Below are 16,866 nucleotides of genomic sequence, written 5' to 3' on the forward strand. Positions count from 1 at the left end.
AGGCGGCCATGCAGACTGATGAAAAGGTAGTCGACTACCTCAAGCGAGTCACCGCTGAGTTGCGCCGTGCCCGCCAACGGGTCAGCGAGCTGGAATCGGCCGTCGACGAGCCGATCGCGGTCGTTGCGATGGGATGCCGATTCCCCGGCGCCGTGAACGATCCCGATCAGCTGTGGGACCTGCTGGTCAGCGATCGGGACGCCATCGGGACCTTCCCGTCGGATCGAGGCTGGGACCTCGACCACGTGGACACGGGTTACGTCAGCGAGGGCGGGTTCATCGACGGCGCGACCGATTTCGACGCGGCACTGTTCGGTATCTCGCCGCGTGAGGCGGTGGCGATGGATCCGCAGCAGCGGTTGCTGTTGGAGACGTCGTGGGAGGCGTTCGAGCGGGCCGGAATCGATCCGCTGTCGCTCAAGGGCAGCCGTACCGGGGTGTTCGTCGGGACCAGCGGCCAGGACTACCTCGCCCTGCTCTCCCAGGCGCCCGACGGCAGCGCGGGGTATCTCGCCACCGGAGTGGGCGCGAGTGTCCTGTCCGGTCGGGTGTCGTACGCGTTCGGCCTGGAGGGGCCGGCGGTGACGGTGGACACGGCGTGCTCGTCGTCGCTGGTCACGCTGCATCTGGCGGCACAGGCGCTGCGGCGGGGCGATTGCGACCTCGCACTGGCCGGCGGTGCGACGGTCATGTCCACCCCGACGGCGTTCGCGGAGTTCAGCCGGCAGCGGGGTCTCGCCCCGGACGGCAGGTGTAAGGCCTTCGCGGCGGCGGCCGACGGCACGGGCTGGGCCGAGGGCGTCGGAATGCTCTTGCTGGAGCGTTTGTCGGATGCGGTGCGGGGTGGTCGTCGGATTCTGGCGGTGGTCCGGGGTTCGGCGGTGAATCAGGACGGGGCGAGCAGTGGTTTGACGGCGCCTAATGGTCCGTCGCAGCAGCGGGTGATTCGGCGGGCGTTGTTGTCGGCGGGTTTGTCGGTGTCGGATGTGGATGTGGTGGAGGCGCATGGTACGGGGACTCGGTTGGGGGATCCGATTGAAGCTCAGGCGTTGTTGGCGACGTATGGGCGGGGTCGTGTTGGTGGTCCGTTGTTGTTGGGTTCGGTGAAGTCGAATATTGGTCATACGCAGGCGGCTGCTGGTGTGGCTGGTGTGATGAAGATGGTGTTGGCGTTGGGGCGTGGGGTGGTGCCTTCGACGTTGCATGTGGATGTTCCGACGCCGGAGGTGGATTGGTCGTCGGGTGGGGTGGAGTTGGTGCGTGAGTTGTGTGATTGGCCGGTGGTGGATCGGCCGCGTCGGGCGGGTGTGTCGTCGTTCGGCATCAGTGGCACCAATGCCCACGTGATTCTCGAACAGGCACCAGCACAAACAACCAGCGAACCGACCGCAACGGTCGGGCCGGCGATCTGGGTCGTGTCGGGTGCGACGGACGCGGCGATGCGGGAGCAGGCGACGCGGTTGCTTCCCTCGATCGGATCGCACTCGCCGGAGCAAGTGGGGCTCACCCTTGCCACGGCCCGCGCCGGTCTGGCGCACCGGGGTGCGGTGGTCGGTGTCGACAAGGCGTCGCTGCTCGGGGGCGTCGGCGCCCTGTCGGAGGGACGGTCCCTGCCTGGCGTCGTCCGAGGAACCGTCGTGCCCGGTGACCCGCGGGTGGTGTTCGTGTTTCCGGGGCAGGGGACGCAGTGGGTGGGTATGGCGGTGGAGTTGTTGGATTCGTCGGTGGTGTTTGCGGATTCGTTGCGGGCTTGTGCGGAGGTGATGGGTTCTTTTGTGGATTGGGATGTGTTGGAGGTGTTGCGGGGTGTGGCGGGTGCGCCGTCGTTGGAGCGGGTGGATGTGGTGCAGCCGGTGTCGTTTGCGGTGATGGTGTCGTTGGCGGCGTTGTGGCGGTCGTGTGGGGTGGAGCCGGCGGCGGTGGTGGGGCATTCGCAGGGTGAGATCGCGGCGGCTTGTGTGGCGGGGGTTTTGTCTTTGGTGGATGCGTGTCGGGTGGTGGTGTTGCGGAGTCGGGCTTTGCGGGTGTTGGCGGGGCGGGGTGGGATGGTGTCGTTGGGGTTGTCGGTGGGTGAGGCGGAGGGGTTTGTTTCGGGGTGGGTGGGGCGGTTGTCGGTGGCGGCGGTGAATGGTCCGTTGTCGGTGGTGGTGAGTGGTGATGTGGGGGCGTGTGAGGAGTTGTTGGTTCGGGCGGGTGAGGTGGGTGTGCGGGCTCGGCGGGTGGCGGTGGATTATGCGTCGCATTCGGTGGCGGTTGAGGAGATCCGGTCGCGGGTGGTGGGGGATTTGGCGGTGGTGGTGCCGGGTCGGGCGGAGGTGCCGTTTTATTCGACGGTTTCTGGTGGGTGGTTGGATGGTGGGGAGTTGGTGGGGGAGTACTGGTATCGGAATCTGCGTGAGCGGGTGGGTTTTGAGCAGGCGACTCGGGCTTTGCTTGCTGAGGGGCACAACGTCTTCATTGAGGTGTCCGCACATCCGGTGCTGACGACCAGCATCCAGGAGTCCGTGGACGCCGAGGGAGCCGTCGCCTCGGCGCTCGGCACCCTGCGCCGGGACGAGGGTGGCCAGGAACGTTTCCAACTGTCGTTGGCCGAGGCGTGGTCGGTCGGCGTACCGGTCGACTGGAGCGCGTTGTTTCCGCCGACGCCGGCGGTCGCCCTGCCGACGTACGCCTTTCAGCGCGAGCGCCACTGGATCGACCAGCCGGACAGCGCCGTCCGCAACGTAGCGGCAGCGGGGTTGAGCGCCGCCGATCATCCCCTTCTGGGTGCCGCCATTCACCTGGCGGACGGGGACGGCCTGCTGCTCACCGGACGACTGTCGCTGCGGACCCACCCGTGGCTGGCCGACCACGCCATCGGTGACACCGTCCTGCTGCCCGGGTCGGCGTTCGTCGAACTACTGATCCGGGCGGGCGACCGGGTCGGCTGCGACTACGTCGAGGAACTCACCATCGCGGCGCCACTGCGGCTGCTCGCGCTTGACCGGGTGCACGTGCAGGTGGCTGTCGGCAATCCGGACGAGGCCGGGCGGTGGCGGGCGACGGTCTACTCGCGGGCGGAGGACGCGGCGGACAACGCCCCGTGGACCCGGCACGCGGTCGGCGTCCTTGGCACACGCGGGCGGGCACCGGCTCCCGGCACCGACACCTCGGTCTGGCCGCCCGAGGCCGAACCGGTGGACCTCGATGGGTTCTATCCCGGTCTCGCCGCGACCGGGCTCGCCTACGGACCGGCGTTCCAGGGATTGCGGGCCGCATGGCGGCGTGGCGACGACGTGTTCGCCGAGGTGCGACTGGCGGTCGAGCAGCAACCGGACGCATCCCGGTTCGGCCTGCACCCGGCCCTGCTCGACGCCGCGATACACGCGGCCGGACTACTCGCTCCGGTGGAAGCGGACGGCGGTCAGAGCCGGCTCGCCTTCTCGTGGACCGGTGTGGCGCTGTACGCGACCGGCTCCACGGAACTGCGCGTACGAATCAGCCGGAAGGGCCCGGACGCGCTGTCGCTGCTGCTGACCGACTCGCACGGCCGGCTGGTGGCCACGGTGGACGAACTCGTGCTCCGACCGGTCGCGACCACGGCCCTGGACGAGGCGGCAGCGGACAGCCTGTACGAGGTGTCCTGGGTACCCGCGCCCACCGTCGCGCGGCAGCAGGTCGGGTGGGTCCCAGCGGGCGAGGGGCTCGACCTGGAGTCGTTGCTGTCAGCGGACGGGCCGGTGCGGGAGTGCGTGCTGCTCGCGGTGCCCGCCGGCGCCGACCCGCAGGAGTCCACCGTCCAGGTGCTCGAACGACTCCAGGCATGGCTTGCCGACGACCGGACCGCCGGCACGCGGCTGGTCTTCACGACCCGAGGCGCCGTAGCGGTCGCCCCGGGCGAGCGGATCACCGATCTGGGCCAGGCCGCTGTCTGGGGCCTGGTCCGCTCGGCTCAGTCGGAGCACCCTGGTCGGTTCGTGCTGCTCGACCTGGACGCCGACCCGGACAGCCAACAGCTCGACGTCGCGCTCGCCTCGGACGAGCCACAGGTCGCGATTCGTCGGCAACGGACGTACGTGCCGCGGCTGGCACCTGTTGCCCTGCCCGAGGACGAACCGAGGTTCGGGCCGTCGGGATCGGTCCTGATCACGGGAGCACACGGGGGTCTGGGGCCGCTCGTCGCGCGTCACCTGGTGACAACGCACGGGGTTCGAAGCCTCCTGTTGGTCAGTCGTCGTGGCCCCGAGGCGGACGGTGCGGGCGACCTCGCCGAGGAGCTGACGGCGCTCGGCGCGCGGGTGACGCTGGCCGCCTGTGACGTGGCGGACCGCGACGCGTTGGCGCGACTGTTGGCGGAGCACCCGGTGACAGCCGTCGTACATGCGGCCGGCGCCGTCGACGACGCCGTGGTCTCGTCACTGACGCCGGATCAGGTCGAGACGGTTTTCCGGCCCAAGGTCGCCGGCGCGGCGAACCTGCACGCCCTCACCCGCGACGTCGGGTTGTCGGCCTTCGTCCTGTTCTCCTCGGCTGCGACGACATTCGGCGGACCCGGCCAGGGCAGCTACGCGGCGGCGAACGCCTACCTGGACGCACTGGCACTTCAACGCCGCGCCGATGGCCTGCCCGCCACGTCACTGGCCTGGGGAGTCTGGGCCGAGCAGGGCGGCATGTTCGGTCGACTCGGGGACACCGACGTCAGGCGGATCGCCCGGACCGGGATCATCCCGTTCGCCGGTGACGAGGCGCTTGCCCTGTTCGACCGCGCCGTCCGTTCGGGCAGTGGCGCGCTCGTGCCCGTACGGCTGGACCTCACCACCCTGCGCGCAGAAGCGGTGTCCGGTGCCGTGCCACCACTGCTACGCGCCATGGTGAGAACGCCAAGCCGGCGGACGGTGGAAACCCGGACGTCGGGCGACATGCCGCTGCGACAGCGGCTGGCCCAGCTGCCGGAGACGGAGCGCCACGCCGCGCTGCTCGACCTGGTCCGTACGGAGGCCGCCGCCGTGCTTGGACACCGGTCCGTGGAGGCGATCGATCCAACCAGGCCCGTCCGGGACCTCGGTTTCGACTCCCTCACCGCCGTCGACCTCCGTAACCGCCTGGCGTTGGCCACCGGAATGCGGCTTCCGGCGACCCTGCTGTTCGACTACCCGACCGTAGCCGTCCTCACCGCCCACCTCTGGGAGAGGATGTGGGGTGGGACCGTCGTGGCCGCTCCGGTCGCGTTGTCCGACACGGCGGGTGAGGCCGTGGCGATCGTCGCCATGGCCTGCCGCCTGCCCGGCGGCGTGCACACGCCGGAGCAGTTCTGGGAGCTGCTGGTCTCCGAGCGGGACGCCTTGAGCACACTACCGACGGACCGCGGTTGGGACGTCACCGACGACGAGGAGATTCCCAGGGTCGGTGGCTTTCTCGACGACGCCGCCTACTTCGACCCCACCTTGTTCGGTATCTCGCCGCGTGAGGCGGTGGCGATGGATCCGCAGCAGCGGTTGCTGTTGGAGACGTCGTGGGAGGCGTTCGAGCGGGCCGGAATCGATCCGCTGTCCCTGGGGGGCAGCCGCACCGGCGTGTTCGCCGGGACGAGCGGACAGGACTACGCGGCCCTGCTGGCGAACGCGGGCGCGGATTCCGACGGCTTCCTCGTCACTGGAGTCGGCGGCAGCGTGCTGTCGGGTCGGGTGTCGTACGCGTTCGGTCTGGAGGGGCCGGCGGTGACGGTGGATACGGCGTGTTCGTCGTCGTTGGTGGCGTTGCATCTGGCGGCGCAGGCGTTGCGGCAGGGCGAATGCGACCTTGCTCTCGCCGGTGCCGTGACCGTCATGTCCACGCCAGGCGTGATCGCCGGATTCAGTGAGCAGCGTGGGTTGGCGGTGGATGGTCGGTGCAAGGCGTTCGCGGGTGCGGCGGACGGTACGGGTCTTTCCGAGGGTGTGGGTGTGCTTTTGCTGGAGCGTTTGTCGGATGCGGTGCGGGGTGGTCGTCGGGTGTTGGCGGTGGTGCGGGGTTCGGCGGTGAATCAGGATGGTGCGTCGAATGGTTTGACGGCGCCTAATGGTCCGTCGCAGCAGCGGGTGATTCGGCGGGCGTTGTTGTCGGCGGGTTTGTCGGTGTCGGATGTGGATGTGGTGGAGGCGCATGGTACGGGGACTCGGTTGGGGGATCCGATTGAGGCTCAGGCGTTGTTGGCGACGTATGGGCGGGGTCGTGTTGGTGGTCCGTTGTTGTTGGGTTCGGTGAAGTCGAATATTGGTCATACGCAGGCGGCTGCTGGTGTGGCTGGTGTGATGAAGATGGTGTTGGCGTTGGGGCGTGGGGTGGTGCCTTCGACGTTGCATGTGGATGTTCCGACGCCGGAGGTGGATTGGTCGTCGGGTGGGGTGGAGTTGGTGCGTGAGTTGTGTGATTGGCCGGTGGTGGATCGGCCGCGTCGGGCGGGTGTGTCGTCGTTCGGTATCAGCGGCACAAACGCCCATGTGATTCTCGAACAGGCACTCGAGACAGCACCCGAGACGGCGGAGGAGACGGACTCCGGGCCGGTCGCATGGACCCTGTCGGGCAAGAATCCGCAGGCGGTTCGTGACCAGGCCCGACGTCTGCGGGATTTTGTAGCGGACCGGACAGAACTGCGGCCGGCGGATGTGGCGATGTCGTTGGTAACCAGCCGACCGCTGTTCGCACACCGAGCGGTCGTCGTGGCGGAACACCGGCAGGAGTTCCTCGCCGGACTCGACGCGGTCACCGCAGGCGAACCGGGTCCGGCGGTGAGCCGGCAGCCCGCGCACGCCGACCGCAAACTCGCGCTGCTGTTCACCGGCCAGGGCGCGCAGCGGCCCGGAATGGGGCTCGGACTGTACGAGCGGCATCCGGTCTTCGCCGCGACGTTCGACGAAACCTGCGCGGAGCTCGATCGACACCTCGACGGCATCGCGTTCGGCCGCACCGTGCGAGAGGTGACGTTCGCGCGGCCGGGGACCGCCGACGCATCGCTGCTGGACGAAACCGTCTACACCCAGGCCGGGCTCTTCGCACTGGAGACGGCCACGTCCGCCCTGTTGCGATCGTGGGGTGTGGTGCCGGACTACCTGCTGGGCCACTCGATCGGTGAGATCACCGCCGCGTACGTCGGGGGTGTACTGACGCTCACCGACGCGTGCCAGTTGGTCGCCGCGCGCGGTCGACTGATGCAGGCGCTGCCCGCGGGCGGTGCGATGCTCGCGGTCCAGGCCACCGAGGACGAACTGCGCTCCCTGCTGGTCCCCGGCACCGACGTCGCGGCGGTCAACGGTCCGAGTTCGGTGGTGGTGTCCGGCGACGAGGACGCGGTACTGGGCATCGGCGCGCACTTCACCCGACTGGGCCGCAAGACCCGGCGGTTGACCGTGTCGCACGCCTTTCATTCGCCGCTGATGGAGCCCATGCTTGCCGATTTCGAGGCGGCACTCGACGGCATACGGTTCTCTGCCCCGCGCATCCCGGTCGTGTCGAACGTGACGGGCAGCGTGGGTGGAGACACCGAGTTCGGAACCGCCGACTACTGGGCCCGGCACATCCGCCGGCCGGTCCGCCTCGCGGACGGAATACGCCACCTTCGGGAAGCGGACGTGGAGACGTTCGTCGAGGTCGGGCCGGACGGCGTACTGGCCGTCATGGGGCCGGAGTGCCTCGCCGACACCGCCGGGGATTCAGTCTTCGTGCCCCTGATGCGGGCCGATCGGCCAGAGCAACAGCAGGCGCTGACCGCCGCGGCGGAGCTGCACGTACGCGGCCACCGGATCGACTGGCCGGCCCTCCTCTCGGATGCCGTCGGCGGCGCCCAGCGAGTGGACCTGCCGACCTACGCCTTTCAACGGCAACGATTCTGGCTCGACCGACGGTCCTGGATTCCCGGGGACGTGCAGTCCGTCGGCCTAGCCACCGTGCACCACCCGTTGCTCGGCGCGGCGCTCGATCGGCCCGACGACGACGGGATGCTGTTCACGACCCGGCTGTCGATCCGATCGCACCCCTGGCTCGCCGACCACGTCGTACAGGGGCGGGCCATCCTGCCGGGCACGGCATTCGTCGAAATGGCAGTACGCGCGGGCGACGAGGTCGGCTGCCCCCTGGTCGAAGAACTGACCCTGGAACTACCCGTGGTGATACCCGACCGGACCGGTGTCGACCTCCAGTTGGGAGTGGGCCCGGACGACGGGACGGGGCGACGTGCCGTCACGTTCCACTCCCGCCCGGGGGATGGCTCGGACCCGCAATGGACCCGGCACGCGACCGGCACGCTCAGCACCGACCGGCTCGACGGGGCCACACCCGTGGGATTCACGGTCTGGCCGCCCACGGACGCGGAACCGGTGGCCGTTGACGACGTGTACGAGCGCTGTCGCGATGCCGGCTTCGACTACGGGCCGACCTTCCGTGGGCTGGGCGCGGCGTGGCGGCGTGACGACGAGGTCTTCGCCGAGGTGACCCTGCCCGAGCCGGCGATCACCGACGCAGCACTGTTCGGACTCCACCCCGCGCTGCTCGACGCCGTGATGCACGCACTGGGCTACGGCATCTTCGATGCCGACTCCACCGCTGGCTGGCTGCCTTTCTGCTGGTCCGGCGTACGGCTGCACGCCACGGGAGCGACCAGTCTGCGGGCTCGCCTGGTCCCGGTCGGCGAGGACAGCGTGGCGCTACTCGTGACCGACCCGAGCGGAACCGTCGTGGCCTCCGTGGATTCTGTCGCGCTACGGCCAGCGGCCGTGAGTCCGAGAGACCAGCTCGTGCCCGACTCGCTCTTCGCGATGACCTGGGCGCCGGTCGAACCAGCGGAGGCCGGGCCACTCGGCGTACTCGTGGGTCCGGATTCGTACAGTCTGCGTTCGGCCGGTGTGGTGACGGCGGAAACGTACCCCGATCTGCCCTCGGTGGACCCGGCGGCGGGAACGGTGTGGGTGTGCCTTCCACCGGTGGGCGGAGACGAGCCGGCCATCGCGGCCACGGCGGCCCTGAAGTGGGTGCTGCCCCTGGCACAGGAGTTCCTGGCCGACGACCGACTGGCACCGTGCCGGATGGTGCTCGTCACGCAGAAGGCGGTCGCTGTCGGCGAGGAGTCGCCGGATCTGGCCACGGCGCCCGTTTGGGGCCTGCTCCGGTCCGCGCAGGCCGAACACCCCGGACGCTTCGTGCTGGTCGACCTGGACGACGTGGCGCCGGCCGGGTTGGCGGCCATCGTTGCCGGCGGCGAGCCGCAGCTCGCGGTGCGGGCCGGAAGGATGCTCAGCCCGAGGCTCGGGCGTGCCCCGGTGGCGGCCGGTGAAGCTCGTAGCCCGTTCGGGCACGACGGTCGGGTGCTCGTGACCGGCGCGACCGGCGGACTCGGGGCACTGGTGGCGCGGCATCTGGCGGGCGAGTGCGGGGTCACTGCCCTGGTTCTCGTCAGCCGGCGTGGGCCGGCGGCCGACGGCGCGGGCGAACTTGTCGAAGCGTTGACCGGACTCGGCGCCGAGGTGACCCTGATCGCCTGCGACGTGACCGACCGGTCGGCGCTGGCGCGGGTGCTCGACGCCCATCCGGTGACAGCGGTCGTGCATGCCGCCGGAGTGGTCGACGACGGGGTGTTCGAATCGTTGACGCCGGAACGCCTGGACACGGTGCTGGGGCCGAAGCTCGCGGCATGGCATCTGCACGAGTTGACCAGTGAGCGGGACATCTCGGCATTCGTCCTCTTCTCCTCGGCGGCGGGTGTCCTGGGCGGGGCGGGGCAGGCCAACTACGCCGCCGGCAACAGCTTCCTCGACGCCCTGGCGTCGTACCGACGGGCGCGGGATCTGCCAGCCCACTCGCTTGCCTGGGGCCTGTGGGGTGAGTCCCAGGGTATGGCGGGTCGGTTGGCCGAGGCCCAGGTCGAGCGAATCAGCAGGGGCGGTCTGGTGCCGATGTCCGCATCGGAGGGACTGGCGCTCTTCGACGCCGCCACGGGTAGGGCGCCCGGACTGCTGCTCCCGATGCGGGTGGACCTCGCCGCGCTGCGCGCACAGGCACAGGACGGAAAGGCCCCACCGGTACTGCGTGGTCTGATCCGGTCGGTGACATCCCGACCCCGCGCGGCCGTCGCTTCGGGTGGTGGCGGCGGGATCGCCGGGAGGCTGGCCGGGCTCACCGTACGTGAGCAGGACCAGGCCCTGCTGGAGCTGGTGCACACGCACGTGGCGGCCGTGCTCGGTTATACGGACGAAGACACCATCTCCCCGGACGGGGCGTTCGAGGATCTCGGCCTGAACTCCCTGACCGCGGTGGAGCTGCGCAACGCGCTGGCGACGGCGACCGGTCTCCGGTTGCCGGCGACGATGGTGTTCGACTATCCGACGCCGGTGGCGTTGGCCCGGCAGCTCCGGTCGGAACTGGTCGGTACCGACGCCGAGCCGGTCGTCGAGGCGGCGCCGGCGATCCGTCCGACGCTGGACGACCCGATCGTGATCGTCGGCATGACCGGTCGCTATCCAGGTGGCGTCAAGTCCCCTGAGGACCTGTGGGACCTGCTCGTACGCGGCGGTGACGGCGTCACCGACTTTCCGGCGGATCGGGGTTGGGATCTGGACGGGTTGTTCGACGAGGACCCGGACCGGCCGGGCAAGACCTACACGCGGTCGGGCGGCTTTGTCGAGGGTGTGGCGGATTTCGACGCGGAGTTCTTCGGTATCTCGCCGCGTGAGGCGGTGGCGATGGATCCGCAGCAGCGGTTGCTGTTGGAGACGTCGTGGGAAGCGTTGGAAAGCGCGGGAATCGACCCGTTGTCATTGCGAGGCAGTCAGACCGGGGTATATGCGGGCGTGATGTACCACGACTATTCCGGCCTGGTCGCGAACGCCAATGACGCCGAGGGTTATCTGGGTACGGGTAACGCGGGCAGCGTGGTGTCGGGTCGGGTGTCGTACGCGTTCGGTCTGGAGGGGCCGGCGGTGACGGTGGATACGGCGTGTTCGTCGTCGTTGGTGGCGTTGCATCTGGCGGCGCAGGCGTTGCGGCAGGGTGAGTGTGATCTGGCTTTGGTCGGTGGTGTGACGGTGATGGCTACGCCGATGACGTTCACGGGGTTCAGTCGGCAGCGTGGGTTGGCGGTGGATGGGCGGTGTAAGGCGTTCGCGGGTGCGGCGGATGGTACGGGGTGGGCTGAGGGTGTGGGTGTGTTGGTGGTGGAGCGTTTGTCGGATGCGGTGCGGGGTGGTCGTCGGGTGTTGGCGGTGGTGCGGGGTTCGGCGGTGAATCAGGATGGTGCGTCGAATGGTTTGACGGCGCCTAATGGTCCGTCGCAGCAGCGGGTGATTCGGCGGGCGTTGTTGTCGGCGGGTTTGTCGGTGTCGGATGTGGATGTGGTGGAGGCGCATGGTACGGGGACTCGGTTGGGGGATCCGATTGAGGCTCAGGCGTTGTTGGCGACGTATGGGCGGGGTCGTGTTGGTGGTCCGTTGTTGTTGGGTTCGGTGAAGTCGAATATTGGTCATACGCAGGCGGCTGCTGGTGTGGCTGGTGTGATGAAGATGGTGTTGGCGTTGGGGCGTGGGGTGGTGCCTTCGACGTTGCATGTGGATGTTCCGACGCCGGAGGTGGATTGGTCGTCGGGTGGGGTGGAGTTGGTTCGTGAGTTGTGTGATTGGCCGGTGGTGGATCGGCCGCGTCGGGCGGGGGTGTCGTCGTTTGGTGTGAGTGGGACGAATGCGCATGTGATTTTGGAGCAGGCTCCGGTGTTGGTTGGCGGGGTTGATTCGCCGGAGCCGGAGTCGAAGTCGGGTTCGGGTTTGGAGTCGGGTTCGGGTTCGGAGCTCGAGTCGGGTTCGGGTTTGGGTTGTGGGCCGGTGGGGTGGGTGGTGTCGGGGAAGTCGGTGGGGGCGTTGCGGGCGCAGGCGGGTCGGTTGCGGGATTTTGTGGTGGAGCGGCCGGGGTTGCGGCCGGTGGATGTGGCGGTGTCGTTGGTGTCGTCGCGGTCGGGTTTTGGTTGTCGGGCGGTGGTGGTGGGTTCGGGGCGGGATGAGTTGTTGGCGGGGTTGGATGCGGTGGTTTCGGGTGTGGGTGGTGTGGGTGTGGTGGGTGGTGGGGTGGCGGGTGTTGGGGGTTTGGTGGGGTTTGTTTTTTCTGGGCAGGGTGCGCAGCGGGTGGGTATGGGGCGGGTTTTGTATGAGCGTTTTCCGGTTTTTGCTGGTGTTTTTGATGAGGTGTGTGTGTTGTTGGATGGTTTTTTGGGTGGTGGTGGGTTTGGGTGTTCGGTGCGGGATGTTGTTTTTGGGTTGGGTGGTGGGGTGGGTGGTTTGTTGGATGAGACGGTTTTTTCGCAGGCGGGGTTGTTTGCGGTTGAGGTGGCGTTGTTTCGGTTGTTGGAGTCGTGGGGTGTGGTGCCGGACTTTTTGTTGGGGCATTCGGTGGGTGAGGTGGTGGCGGCTCATGTGGCGGGGGTTTTTTCGTTGTCGGATGCGTGTCGGTTGGTGGCGGCTCGTGGGTTGTTGATGCAGGGGTTGGTGGCGGGTGGGGCGATGGTGGCGGTGGGTTTGGGTGAGGGGGATGTGTTGTCGTTGGTGGCTGGGTGGGAGGGGCGGGTGGGGGTGGCGGCGGTTAATGGGCCGTTGTCGGTGGTGTTGTCGGGGGAGCGGGAGGCGTTGGGTGAGGTTGTGGATGTGTTGGTGGGGCGGGGTGTTCGGGTTCGGTGGTTGCGGGTTTCTCGGGCGTTTCATTCGCCTTTGATGGAGCCGATGTTGGCGGGTTTTGCTGAGGTGTTGGGTGGGTTGGAGTTTGGTGTTCCGGTGGTGCCGTTGGTGTCGAATGTGACGGGGCGGGTGGCGTCGGGGCAGGAGTTGGCGTCGGTGGATTATTGGGTGCGTCAGGTGCGGGGGACGGTGCGGTTTGCGGATGGTGTGGCGTGTTTGAGGGAGTGTGGTGTTGAGACGTTTTTGGAGTTGGGTCCGGATGCGGTGTTGTCGCCGATGGTGGAGGAGTGTGTTGGTGGTTCGGGTGTTCGGGTGGTGTCGGTGTTGCGGCGGGGTCGGGTTGATGATGTTCATGCGTTGATGGCGTTGGGTGAGTTGGATTTGGCGGGGCATCGTCCGGATTGGAAGGCGGTGTTCGCTGGTTCGGGTGGTCGTGTGGTCGATCTTCCGACGTATGCCTTCCAACGACGCCGATACTGGGCGGAACCGACAGTTGGCCGGACGGGCGGGATCTCGTCGAGCCATCCGCTGCTCGATACCGTGGTGGACCTGGCCGACGCGGACGAGGTGGTGCTGACCGGTCGGCTACCGCTCCCCACCCGCTCCTGGCTCGGCGATCACGTCATCCAGGGCTCCGTGTTGTTGCCGGGCACCGCGATGGTCGAGCTCGCGCTGCGTGCCGGTGCCGAGGTGGGGTGCGAAACGCTGGACGAGCTGACGCTGGAGACGCCGCTGGTGCTGGAGCGGCAGACACCGACCAGCGTCCAGATCCGGATCGGCCCCGCCGACGACTCTGGCCGGCGGCCGCTGCGGATCCACTCCCGGGCAGAGCGGGACGAGGGGAACGGAGCCTGGACGCCGCACGCCACGGGCACTGTCTCGCCCGGCGATCCCGAAGCCGTCCCGACGAACCTGGCGGACTGGCCGCCCGCGAATGCGGAACCGGTGGACGTCGAGGAACTCTACGAGCGGGCCGCGAACGCCGGATTCGACTACGGGCCGGCATTCCAGGGACTCCAGTCGGCCTGGCGACGAGGCGACGAGGTGTTCGTCGAGGTCTCCCTCCCCGATACGGCAACCGCTGGTGGAGGATTCGGTGTCCACCCCGCGCTGCTCGACGGCGTGGTGCAGGGTGTCGGACTCGGATCGTTCCTCGCCGACACGGCGCGCGGCTGGTTGCCGTTCGCCTGGTCCGGTGTGCGCCTCTGGGAGTCGGGGCCGTCGGCACTGAGGGCTCGCCTCGCCCCGGCCGGGCCGGACGCCGTGTCGCTGCTGGTCGCGGAGACAACCGGTACCCCGGTGATCTCGGTCGAGTCCCTGTTGCTCCGTCCCGCGCCGGCCGGACTGGTGCCCGCGCGTCAGGACGAGTCCCTGTTCGAGGTGACCTGGGTCGACACGCCGCCGCACACCGCCGCGCCGATCGACTCGTGGGCGGTGGTCGACACCGCCGCCGACCTCGAGTTGTTGCTGACCGCGCAGGTGCCAGAGGTGGTGACGCTGAACTGCGCCGGGGTGACGGTTCCGACCGTGGCCACGGCACATGAGACAACCGCGCGGGTCCTCGAGTCGATCCAACTCTGGCTTGCCGACGAGCGGTGCGTGGAGTCGCAACTGGTGGTCGTCACCAGGGGAGCCGTCCACACCGCCGCCGGCCAGAGCGGTGTGGACCTCGGGTCGGCCCCGGTCTGGGGACTGGTCCGGTCCGTCCAGTCGGAGCATCCCGACCGGGTGATCCTGCTCGATCTGGATCCGGCAGCGGGCGGGCTCACCGCGGAACTGCTCGGTGCCGTACTGGCCGCGCGAGAGCCGCAGGTCGCCGTACGCCAGGGCGCGATACGCGTACCCCGACTCACCCGATTCACCCGCGACGACGAGCTGGTTGTTCCCGACACCGGGGCCTGGCGAATGGGAATCACCGATCAGGGTGTCCTCGACGGGGTGTCGTTGGTGGCGTGCCCGGATGTCATGGAGCCGCTCGGTCGGGGCCAGGTGCGGGTGGCGGTGCGTGCGGCGGGCCTGAACTTCCGCGACGTCCTGAACGTGCTGGGCGAGTACCCGGGCGATGCGGGCCTGCCCGGCCTCGAGGGTGCCGGCGTCGTCACCGAGACCGGCCCCGGGGTCACCGGTGTCGTACCGGGCGATCGGGTCCTGGGGCTGATGCCCGGCGCGTTCGGCCCGTACGCCGTCACGGACCACCGGATGGTGCGGCCGATGCCGCCGGGCTGGTCCTTCTCGACCGCCGCTTCGACGCCGGTGGTGTTCCTCACGGCGTGGTACGGACTGCGGGACCTCGGTGCGCTGCGGGCGGGGGAGTCGGTGCTGATCCACGCGGGCGCCGGTGGGGTCGGGATGGCTGCGGTGCAGATAGCCCGCGGACTCGGCGCCGAGGTGTTCGCGACGGCGAGCCCCGCGAAGTGGGATGCCCTACGGGACCTGGGCCTGGACGACGCCCACATCGCCTCCTCCCGGGACACCGAGTTCGAGGCGCGGTTCCGCGCGGCGACCGGGGACCGTGGGATCGACGTGGTGTTGAACTCCCTCGTCGGTCCCTTCGTCGACGCCTCGTTGCGGCTGCTCGCGCCGGGTGGTCGATTCGTCGAGATGGGCAAAGCGGACCTCCGGAATCCAGCCGAAACGGCGGACCGGTACGGCGTGTCCTACCGTGCGTTCGACCTGATGGACGCGGGCGCCGACCGGATCGGGTCGATGCTCATGGAGGTGCTGGCAGGGTTCACCGAAGGCGCCCTGACGCCACTGCCACTGTCGGTTTGGGACATTCGCCAGGTCGGCGAGGCGCTCCGCTTCGTCAGTCAGGCGCGCCATGTGGGCAAGGTGGTACTGACCGTACCCAGGAGCCGGGACGTGACCGGCACGGTGTTGATCACAGGCGGTACCGGCGCCCTCGGAGCGGCGGTCGCCCGGGACCTGGTGACGAACCACGGTGCCCGTCGACTCGTACTGGCGAGCCGGCGTGGTCTTGCCGCGGCCGGGGCGGTCGAGCTGCGCGACGAGTTGGTCGCCCTGGGAGCTGCGGTCCGAGTCGTCGCGTGCGACGTGTCCGATCGTGACGCGTTGGCGGAGACCCTCGCCGACATCACCGCCGAGCATGCCCTGAGCGCAGTGGTGCACACCGCCGGCGTGATCCGCGACGCGACCATCGAGTCGCTCTCCGGCGACCAGATGGACGCGGTACTCGCGCCGAAGCTCGACGCGGCCTGGCACCTGCACGACCTGACCCGGGAAATGGACCTTTCGTCGTTCGTGCTCTTCTCCTCGGCGTCCGGCGTGCTTGGCGCCTCCGGACAGGGCAACTACTCGGCCGCGAACACGTTCCTGGACGCGCTGGCCGCGCACCGTCGGACACACGGTCTGCCGGCGCTCTCGCTGGCCTGGGGGCTGTGGGAAGAGACCAGCGGCATCACCGGTGGGCTCGACCGGAACAACCAGGGACGCATCGCGCGGTCCGGCATCCAAGGGCTGGTGACGGCCGAGGCACTGGCACTACTCGAAGCCGTCGGCGACGCGGTCACTCCGCTCGTCGTCCCAATGAGGCTGGCCACCCCCACACCGTCCGGCGAGCCGCCCGCGATCCTGCGGGAACTGGTCCGGCCGCTGACCCGCCGGGTGCCGTCGAACCGGTCGAAAGGCGTCTCCCTGGCGCAGCGTCTGGCCGGGCGCAATCCCGACACCCAGCACCAGATCCTGCTCGAACTGACCCGGACGCAGGTCGCGGCCGTACTCGGTCACGACGACCCGGACTCGATCGAGCGAACCCGGGGCTTCACGGAACTCGGATTCGACTCCCTGACCGCAGTGGAGTTGCGCAACAGACTCAACGGCGCCACCGGGCTCCAACTGTCGACCACCCTGGTCTTCGACCATCCGACCCCGGTGGCGCTGGCCGCGTACCTGCGTACCCGGCTGGCTACCGAACAGCCAGCGGGCGCCGCGGCCGTGCTGGCCGGGCTTGACGAACTCGCAGCCGATCTCACCTCGCTGGCGCCGGACGATCCCGCGCGGGCCGAGGTGAGCGTCCGGCTGAGGGCGATCTGGTCCGCGTGGTCCGTCACGGACAACGAGAACGGCGGCCAGGTCGCGGAAAAGGATCTCGCGACCGCCTCCGACGACGAGCTGTTCCAACTCGTCGACCAGGCATTCGACCCGTCCTGACCGAACGATGCAGATCTGGGAGAGCTGGTACACA

Annotated in this window: 1 protein-coding gene; it reads left to right on the forward strand. The window is 68.9% G+C overall.

Annotated features, from left to right (window positions below):
- Positions 1–8: 8 nt before the first annotated feature.
- Positions 9–16,832: a type I polyketide synthase gene (locus BDK92_RS40560; protein WP_121162746.1), complete on the forward strand. Its 16,824-nt coding sequence runs from the start codon at positions 9–11 to the stop codon at positions 16,830–16,832.
- Positions 16,833–16,866: the final 34 nt, after the last annotated feature.

Origin of the sequence: Micromonospora pisi (assembly GCF_003633685.1) — a bacterium.
GTDB lineage: Bacteria > Actinomycetota > Actinomycetes > Mycobacteriales > Micromonosporaceae > Micromonospora_G > Micromonospora_G pisi.

Excerpts from the sequence above, each read along its gene's own strand:
- BDK92_RS40560 (WP_121162746.1), top strand. The coding sequence starts at position 9 with ATGCAGACTGATGAAAAGGTAGTCGACTACCTCAAGCGAGTCACCGCT.